The organism is Streptomyces sp. NPDC002138 (assembly GCF_040296485.1).
Lineage (GTDB): Bacteria > Actinomycetota > Actinomycetes > Streptomycetales > Streptomycetaceae > Streptomyces.
Window position 1 is genome coordinate 87622 of the sequence record NZ_JBEOXE010000029.1, and the last position, 7862, is coordinate 95483.

Sequence of the window (7862 nt, forward strand, 5' to 3'; positions counted from 1 at the left end):
CGGCTGCGGCTGCGGCTGCGGCTGCGGCTGCGGCTGCGGCTGCGGCTGCGGCTGCGGCTGCGGCTGCGGCTGCGGCTGCGGCTGCGGCTGCGGCTACGCATAGCGGGCTGGAGGTCTGACGGCCTAGGCGGGAGCGCCGGTCACGGCCACGTCGTCCTGCGCCAGGACGAGCCGCAGGAGGTCGGGTTCCACCCAGCCGTGGGGGGAGATCGCATCGATGAACGCGGGCAGCACCCGCGCCAGTTCCGCGATGACCTCGGCCTCGTCCCAGCCGCGCATCGCGGCGAGGGCGGCGAGCGTGTCATCGCCGAGGGCCTCGGCCACCTGCTGCTCGGTGAGGGGTTCGTTGGGCCCGGTACCGAGCCAGGAGGACGTCTGCGGCAGGGCGGATGCCAGAGCCCGGGCCTCGGCCTCGATCCGACCGGCGGCCCATTCCTCCTCCGGGGTCAGGTCCGCGATCCGCGCCGCCGCCCGGAACATCTCGATCGTCTCGGCCGGGATGGCGTCGACGAGCGCGGGAATCTCCTCCGCGAGCGCGGCCGCCGCCTCCTGCTCACTCACCTGGGACAGATCGGCCAGCGCCGTCAGCATTCCGGCGGGCGCCGCGGCGGCGACCTCCTCCGCGGTCAGCGACTGGTTGGGGCCCTCACCCGTCCACGAGTCGAACTTCCCCGCCGTACCGGGGGATGCGGCCAGGGACGTCAGCAGCTGGCCCAGCACCGGGGTGGCCGTGTTCTCACTCATCGAGCTCCCTCAGGAAATGATCTTGCGTGGAAGCGGGACGTTACCGACCGGAAGCGCCTCCCGACAGAGCGTGAACCGGCCACGCTGCCCCGGTGCACGAAACGACGACCTGTTCCGTCGACAGCCCGCTGACCGGCTGCCAAGCTGCCCGCATGACCCACGGAATCGAGTCCCGCCCCACCCGGTGAGCGCCCAGGAAGAGCGCAGCCCGCCCCCGCCCCCGCTCGCACCCCGACCCGCTGCCCCACCGGCTCTCTACGACCTGGATCGCCCGTTCGCCGCCGCCCTGTGGCTCGCTCTCTACGCTTCCAGTGACGGACTACGGCCATTCGTCCGCATCCTCTGGACCGGTGATCGGGAGGGCGACCGGGACGTTGACCGGGAGGCCGTGCGCCCGGCGCCCGGCGCTCGTCGCGTTTCTCGCCTCGGCCGACTCCCTCAGCGGCGCGGCCGCCCGCCGCATCGCGGAAGCTTCCCAGCTGCTCGGCCTGCTCGGCCTGCTCGGCCGCCACCCCTTCGACACCGGCCTGCTCGCCCGCGCGGGAAGGCTGCTCGTCCGGATGGGGCGCTCGTACGCCGGTCCGATCGGCCTCCTCGCGTACCGCGACGCACCGCGCGTGTACGAAGAGGTCATCACGCGAGCCGGCTCGCTGCCGCGCACCCTCGCGAGGTGCAACTCGCCGAGGCCGACTGCGCCGAGGGGTGCTGCGGCGCGCTCTACGTCACCATCCGGCGGGACGGGGACCAGGTCGCGTGGGAGCACTGGCGACCCACCCTGCCGGGCTCGCGCGAACGCGCGCCCGCGCCGCCCACCCACCCGAGGCCCGGGCCGCAGCCGCCTTGCACCGGCTGGCCGAGGAGGACCCGAAGTGCTACGCCCAGATCTGCGGCGGCAGCCGCGAACGCGCCGAGGAACTCGGCTTCCCCTGGCCCGACGACACTGTCCCCCGATCCACCAACTAGGCATCCTGCGCGCGCACTTGTACGGCTCTCGCGATGAGGTCATGGATCAGGAACTCACCGGTCCTGCGGTTCTCTTTGAGGCGGCCCAGATCGTCGGGGCCGAACCAGGCGTAGCCGGAGTGCTTGCTCCATTCGAGCGCGGGGGTGTCCAACTCCCCGTCGACCTCGACGAGGTAGTCGGCCTCGTGGCGGAGTCCGGCGCCGTCGTCACCCGTCCAGGTCACGATGCCGAGGAGCTGCCGTACGCACCTCAGGCGCCAGCCGGTCTCTTCCTCGACCTCGCGTGCGAGGGCTTCGAGGATCGACTCCCCTGCCTCGACGTGGCCGCCCACGATGTCCCAGGCATCGGGGAAGAGCCGGCGGTCTGGGCTTCGCTTTTGAGCGAAGGCTTCGCCGGCACGGTTGAGGATGACCGCGCCGACGGCCCAGATCTCGCCCGCCGAGGGGACGGGAACCTCAACGCCGTCGGCGACCGTGAACGACGCTGGGTTGTGTGCAGGCATGCCCGGTAGCGTAGACCGGCCGGGCGTTGTCCCGGCCTGCGCAGTCCGTTCGGGAAAGAGTCTCGCACCGGGGTCCCCGGCATCGTGGTTCGCGGGGCACGCGCTTCGCCGGGCAGCGGATTCGACCGGCACGGGAGCGGGGCGGATCGGTCGGGTCCTGGCAAGATGGCGGCATGGAACGTGTGCTTGGAATCGGTGGGTACTTCATGCGGGCCGCCGATCCGGTGGCCCTCGGAGCCTGGTACCGCGACTGTCTGGGGCTGGACGCGGATGAGAACGGCCTGTGGCATCCGGGAGCCGGGCCGACGGTGTTCGCGACGTTCGAGTCCGGGACCGACTACTTCGGGTCCCGCGCCCAGCAGGCCATGCTCAACTTCCGGGTCGGCGACCTGGACGCGATGCTCGCGCAATTGCGGTCCGCGGGAGCGGACGTGGCCGCGGAGACGCAGGACATGGAGGGGGTCGGCCGATTCGGCTGGGTCACCGATCCCGAGGGCAATCGGGTCGAGCTGTGGCAGCCCGCCTGACCTTCGGCACGCACGCTACGACGGGAGCCGCACGGCCTGGTCCCACACCGTGAGGAAGGCCAGCCTCAAGCAGGCCGCGAGCGCCGGGTGTTCGATGTACAGCGCCGTGGTCGCCTTGGTGTCGGCCATCGGGTCGGGCATGTCGCACAGGACCAGTGCGGCGTCGGCGACGATCAGCTTGAGTGGGAGTGCCGGCGCGAAGCGGGCCTCCTCCCCCGCCACGCCGAAGCGGCGTACGTTCTCCAGCACCTCCGCGTCGCCGAGCGCGTCGTGGGTGTAGACGGCCCGGGCCGTGCCCCCGGACCGGCGCAGCCTGTGGACGGCCTGGATGCCCTCGTCATTGGCCGCGGGCGCGACGAAGGGGGGCTTGCAGAAGCTGAGGAGTTCGTGGGTGGCCTGCTCCTGGATGCTCGCGAACCGTTCTGCGATCGCCCGGGGATCGCGTAGCACCTCGATGTAGTCGAGCGGGTCCGTGTGCGCCTGTCCCGCGGTCCAGACGGGCGTCAGCGCGATGGCGAGCGCCGCCGAAGCCTGGTCCAGCCGCTCCAGCGAATCCCTCTGACGCGTGATCAGCCGGGTGAGGGCCAGCTCGGGCGCCACGGCCGAGTACGCCGCCACCCGGCCGGGGCGCGGGATGGCGAGGCGCCTTCGCACCAGCGCGTCGAGCACGTCGTACACCCGCTGGCGGGGAACGTCCGCCGCGCGCGCGACCTCCGCCGCGGTGTACGAACCCCTCTTGACCAACGCCAGGTAGACCCGCGCCTCGTAGCCCGAAAGCCCCAGCGCCACAAGGTCGTTGACCGCACCGTCGTCCGACTCCATGGCAGGAGACGGTATACCCGGAGATCACCGACCGAAAGCAATCCTTTGCCCTCGGCGGGTATTCCCTTGGGCCTGCTTCTCACTACCTTCATCGAGCCACCACTGAACGTGGTGACAGCCAGCACCAATGAACCCGTGCCACTCGCACTCCGCGGTGTTCCCTCCAGATGACAGGGCATCCCCATGCCCTGCCCACGCCTTCATGCATGGCATGGGCATGTCATTCCTGGAGGGCCACATCCCACCCCGCGGGGATTCCACCCCCCATGGAGGGCAGTTCATTGCATTCAAAACCGACCCGCCGCGCCAGAAGCCTGAAGCGCCGCGCCACGACCGCCGCACTCTCGGCCGCGGCGCTGATATCCGGCGGCTTACTCGCGCTCGCCTCGCCCGCGACCGCCTCGACCACCTCGACCGCCTCGACCGCACCCACCACGGGAGGCACCACCGCCTCGGCCTCCCCCTCCGCGGCACACACCCAGCGGCTCTGCTCGGAGCCCACGAAGCGCGGCTTCATGGCCTGCCACGCGCTGGCCCGTACCGATGTCAAGCAGCAGCTCAGCCTGGCCCCGAACATCCTGCCGTCGGGATACGGGCCCTCCGACCTGCAGAGCGCATACGCCCTGTCCGCTTCGGCCGGCGCCGGTGCGACGGTCGCGATCATCGACGCCTACGACGACCCGAACGCCGAGTCCGACCTGGCGGCGTACCGCTCCCAGTACGGCCTGCCGGCCTGCACCACCGCCAACGGCTGCTTCCGGAAGGCCGACCAGAACGGCGGCACCAACTACCCGACCGCGGACTCCGGGTGGGCGGGCGAGATCTCCCTCGACGTGGACATGGTCAGCGCCGTCTGCCCGCAGTGCCACATCCTGCTCGTCGAGGCGAACCAGCCGTCCATGGCCGACCTGGGCGCCGCCGTCAACCGCGCGGTGACCATGGGGGCGAAGTACGTCTCCAACAGCTACGGCGGCGGCGAGGACTCCACCGACCCGAGCTCCGACACCTCGTACTTCAACCACCCGGGCGTCGCGATCACCGTCAGCTCCGGTGACAGCGGCTACGGGGTCGAATACCCGGCGGCCTCCCAGTACGTCACCTCGGTCGGCGGTACGTCGCTGACCCGCGCCGGTGGCACCTCGCGCGGCTGGTCGGAATCCGTCTGGGGCAGCAGCTCCGGTGGCAACGGCGCGGGTTCCGGCTGCTCCGCGTACACGACCAAGCCGTCCTGGCAGGCGGACAGCGGCTGCGCCAAGCGCACCGTCGCCGACGTCTCCGCGGTCGCCGACCCGGCCACCGGCCTCGCCGTCTACGACAGCTACCAGGCCAGCGGCTGGAACGTCTACGGCGGCACCAGCGCCTCGGCGCCGATCATCGCCTCCGTCTACGCGCTGGCCGGCACCCCGGCCGCGGGCAGCTACCCGTCGTCGTACCCGTACGCCCGCACCGCGTCGCTCAACGACGTGACCAGCGGCGCCAACGGCTCGTGCTCGAGCAGCTACCTCTGCACCGCCAAGTCCGGCTACGACGGCCCGACCGGCCTGGGCACTCCCAACGGCACCGCCGCCTTCACCGGGGGCTCCACCGGCGGCAACACGGTCACCGTGACCAACCCCGGCAGCCGGAGCAGCACCGTCAACACCGCTGCCTCCCTGCAGATCCAGGCCACCGACTCCGCCGGCGGCCAGACCCTCACCTACAGCGCCACCGGGCTCCCGCCGGGGCTCTCGATCAACTCCTCGACGGGCCTCATCAGCGGTACGCCGACCACCAATGGCACCTACAACGTGACGGTGACCGTCAAGGACACCACGAACGCGAGCGGCAGCGCCTCCTTCACCTGGACGGTCACCCCGGCCGGCAACATCTGCGGCGGCCCGCAGCTCCTCGGCAACGCGGGCTTCGAAACCGGCAGCGCCGCGCCGTGGAGCGCCACCAGCGGCGTGGTCGACAACGGCAGCGGCGAGGCGGCCCACTCCGGCTCCTGGAAGGCGTGGCTCGACGGATACGGCAGCACGCACACCGACTCGCTCTCCCAGTCGGTGACCATCCCGGCAAGCTGCCACGCCACGCTCACCTACTTCCTGCACATCGACACCGCGGAGACGACCACCACCACCGCCTACGACCAGCTGACGGTGCAGGCCAACTCCACCACCCTGGCCAGCTACTCCAACCTCAACAAGAACACCGGCTACGCGCAGAAGTCCTTCGACCTGTCCTCGTTCGCGGGGCAAACGGTGACCATCAAGTTCACCGGCACCGAGGACTCCAGCCTGAAGACGTCGTTCGTGATCGACGACACCGCGCTCAGCACCAGCTGATCCGTGCGTGCGCGATGGCGTAAGTGAAGGACGGGCCCGGACCGCAGCAGCGGTCCGGGCTCCTCCGCACACCGGGCCGCCGCCGAAGCGAGGCCCGCGATGCCCGACCGGCTCACCGAGGCGGGTCCGAGCGGCCCGGCACCCGGAGACGGCCGTCCACGGGATCGGTGGCGAACAGCCCGGCCCCGCCGCCGTAGAGGCGCCCCGCCGGTCCGCCGACCTGCGTCCAGACCCGCCGTTCCAGGAGACGCGACACGCGGACCAGGTCCCTGGGGCCGGTCCCGCTCACCCTTTCGTCGATGCCGCGGAGGGCGGGCCGAGGTGGTGTCCACAGGACCAGCGCCGTTCCCGGTGCGTGGAGCTGCTCTTCGGGCTGCCGGGGCGGATCCTCGGGCTGCTGCGCGGGTTGCCGCGCGGGTTGCCGCCCGGGGTGTTCGGCCGAGAAGCCTTCGTGGACGGGGAATTGGCCGCAAGCAGCCGATCGCGACCCTGCTGGTCAGGCCGGACGAAGCGGCGGGCAATGGCATCGTCCGCCGGACACGGGCCGGTGCCGGTGCGGTCAGGCCCGTGGGGCGATCTCTTCCAGGTCGTCGACGGTGCCGGTCATGACGGCACGGATGTGTTCCGTGAGGTGCTCCGCGGGCCAGTCCCACCACGCGAGGGCGAGCAGGCGCGCGACCTCCTCGGCGCTGTAGCGGGTGCGGATGAGTGCGGCCGGGTTGCCGCCGACCATGCCGTAGTCGGGGACGTCGTCCACGACCACGGCGCCGGAAGCGATGATCGCGCCGTGCCCGATACGTACTCCGGGCATGACCATGGTGTCGTAGCCGAACCAGACGTCATTGCCGACGACGGTGTCTCCCCGGCCCGGCAGGCCTGTGAGCAGGTCGAAGTGCCGGGCCCAGGCGCCGCCCATGAGGGGGAAGGGAAAGGTGGAGGGACCGTCCATGCGGTGGTTGGCCCCGTTCATGATGAACCGCACCCCGGTGCCCAGCGCACAGAACTTCCCGATGATCAATTTCTCCGGTCCGTAGTGGTAGAGCACGTTGCGGGTCTCGAACGCCGTCGGGTCCTGCGGGTCGTCGTAGTAGGAGTACTCCCCCACCTCGATCAGCGGCGAGGTCACCAGCGGCTTCAGCAGGACCACGCGCGGCTGGTCGGGGAACGGGTGGAGCACCGTCGGGTCCGGGGGAAGGTGATTCAAGGCAGTCACTCTCGGTCGGAATCGGTCGCCGCGCCCAGCGGTCGTCGGTAGCGGAGCTCGGTGAGCGTGACGTCGTCGTAGACGTCGTCCTGGGCACCGCCGTCGAGCTGGTAGCCGGCGCGCTCGTAGAAGCGACGGGCCTGCTGGTTGTCACCGAGAACCCACAGGGCCGAGGTCTGAAACCGCTGCCCCGCCAGGCGTGAGTGCACCTCGCCGAGGAGCGTGCGGCCCACTCCCCGCCCGATGAGGTCGGGACGTACGTACAAGGCGTAGACCTCGGCCGCTCGCCCGGCACCGCTCACCCGGCCCCGGTACGGACCGAAGCTGACCCATCCCACGACCTCACCCGAGTCCTGGCGCGGGCCGCCGCCGGGGGCCAGGGCGACGAGGTCCGTCGACTGCCGCAGCGGGTGGGAGAACCATTCCCGCCGTTTTACGGCGTCCTCCTCCGGCGTCATCGCATCCAGGTATGTCTGCGGAACGATCCCGGTATAGGCGGAGCGCCAGCCCCGCACCCGGATCGCCGAGACGGCCTCGATGTCACCCTCACTCATTTCGCGCACCCGCACCCTCCGCAACATCCCGCCACGGTAAGGCCCCGGGCGTAGCGGCAGGAACTCATTTGGCCACCGCTCGGCGGGTACGGGATCACGACCGAGCAGGCCGTTTACCTGGTGCTGAGGTGGGCGTCAAGCCCCGAGTTTCCGGAGCGTGACCGTGGTGTTCCGGTGGGGCTTACTGGTGATGCGGGCCTCACCGGAAAGGAAATGGTGAA

9 protein-coding genes are annotated in these 7862 nt (G+C 71.0%); 3 read left to right on the top strand and 6 right to left on the bottom strand.

What is annotated here, in order from left to right; all coding sequences use genetic code 11:
* Positions 1–123 precede the first annotated feature (123 nt).
* Positions 124–744 (bottom strand): YidB family protein, encoded by a 621-nt coding sequence (locus ABT084_RS20370; RefSeq protein WP_351045635.1) that lies wholly within the window; start codon positions 742–744, stop codon positions 124–126.
* Between the two features lie 753 nt (positions 745–1497).
* Here ABT084_RS20370 and ABT084_RS20375 point away from each other — a divergent pair.
* Complete coding sequence (locus ABT084_RS20375) at positions 1498–1707, top strand: hypothetical protein (protein WP_351045637.1); 210 nt, start codon at positions 1498–1500, stop codon at positions 1705–1707.
* Here ABT084_RS20375 and ABT084_RS20380 read toward each other — a convergent pair.
* On the bottom strand, positions 1704–2210 hold the full coding sequence (locus tag ABT084_RS20380) for an NUDIX hydrolase (RefSeq protein WP_351045640.1): 507 nt from the start codon (positions 2208–2210) through the stop codon (positions 1704–1706). The genes ABT084_RS20375 and ABT084_RS20380 overlap by 4 nt on opposite strands.
* Before the next feature lie 173 nt (positions 2211–2383).
* Here ABT084_RS20380 and ABT084_RS20385 point away from each other — a divergent pair, with 173 nt between their 5' ends.
* Positions 2384–2737: a VOC family protein gene (locus ABT084_RS20385; RefSeq protein WP_351045643.1), complete on the top strand. Its 354-nt coding sequence runs from the start codon at positions 2384–2386 to the stop codon at positions 2735–2737.
* Between the two features lie 15 nt (positions 2738–2752).
* Here the strand turns inward: ABT084_RS20385 and ABT084_RS20390 are convergent, their stop codons facing one another.
* On the bottom strand, positions 2753–3559 hold the full coding sequence (locus ABT084_RS20390; protein ID WP_351045646.1) for a TrmB family transcriptional regulator: 807 nt from the start codon (positions 3557–3559) through the stop codon (positions 2753–2755).
* 266 nt (positions 3560–3825) lie between these two features.
* Here ABT084_RS20390 and ABT084_RS20395 point away from each other — a divergent pair, with 266 nt between their 5' ends.
* Positions 3826–5883, top strand: a complete 2058-nt coding sequence (locus ABT084_RS20395) for a putative Ig domain-containing protein (protein ID WP_351045649.1) — start codon at positions 3826–3828, stop codon at positions 5881–5883.
* A 112-nt stretch (positions 5884–5995) separates the two neighbouring features.
* Here ABT084_RS20395 and ABT084_RS20400 read toward each other — a convergent pair whose 3' ends face one another.
* The 3 genes from ABT084_RS20400 to ABT084_RS20410 form a co-directional block, all read right to left on the bottom strand.
* The gene (locus tag ABT084_RS20400) at positions 5996–6139 is read right to left on the bottom strand and encodes a hypothetical protein (protein ID WP_351045652.1); all 144 of its coding nucleotides are present in this window, start codon (positions 6137–6139) and stop codon (positions 5996–5998) included.
* 303 nt (positions 6140–6442) lie between these two features.
* A complete protein-coding gene (locus tag ABT084_RS20405; protein WP_351045654.1) occupies positions 6443–7087 on the bottom strand; it encodes a CatB-related O-acetyltransferase in 645 nt (214 codons plus the stop codon).
* Between the two features lie 5 nt (positions 7088–7092).
* Complete coding sequence (locus tag ABT084_RS20410) at positions 7093–7641, bottom strand: GNAT family N-acetyltransferase (RefSeq protein WP_351045657.1); 549 nt, start codon at positions 7639–7641, stop codon at positions 7093–7095.
* Positions 7642–7862: the final 221 nt, after the last annotated feature.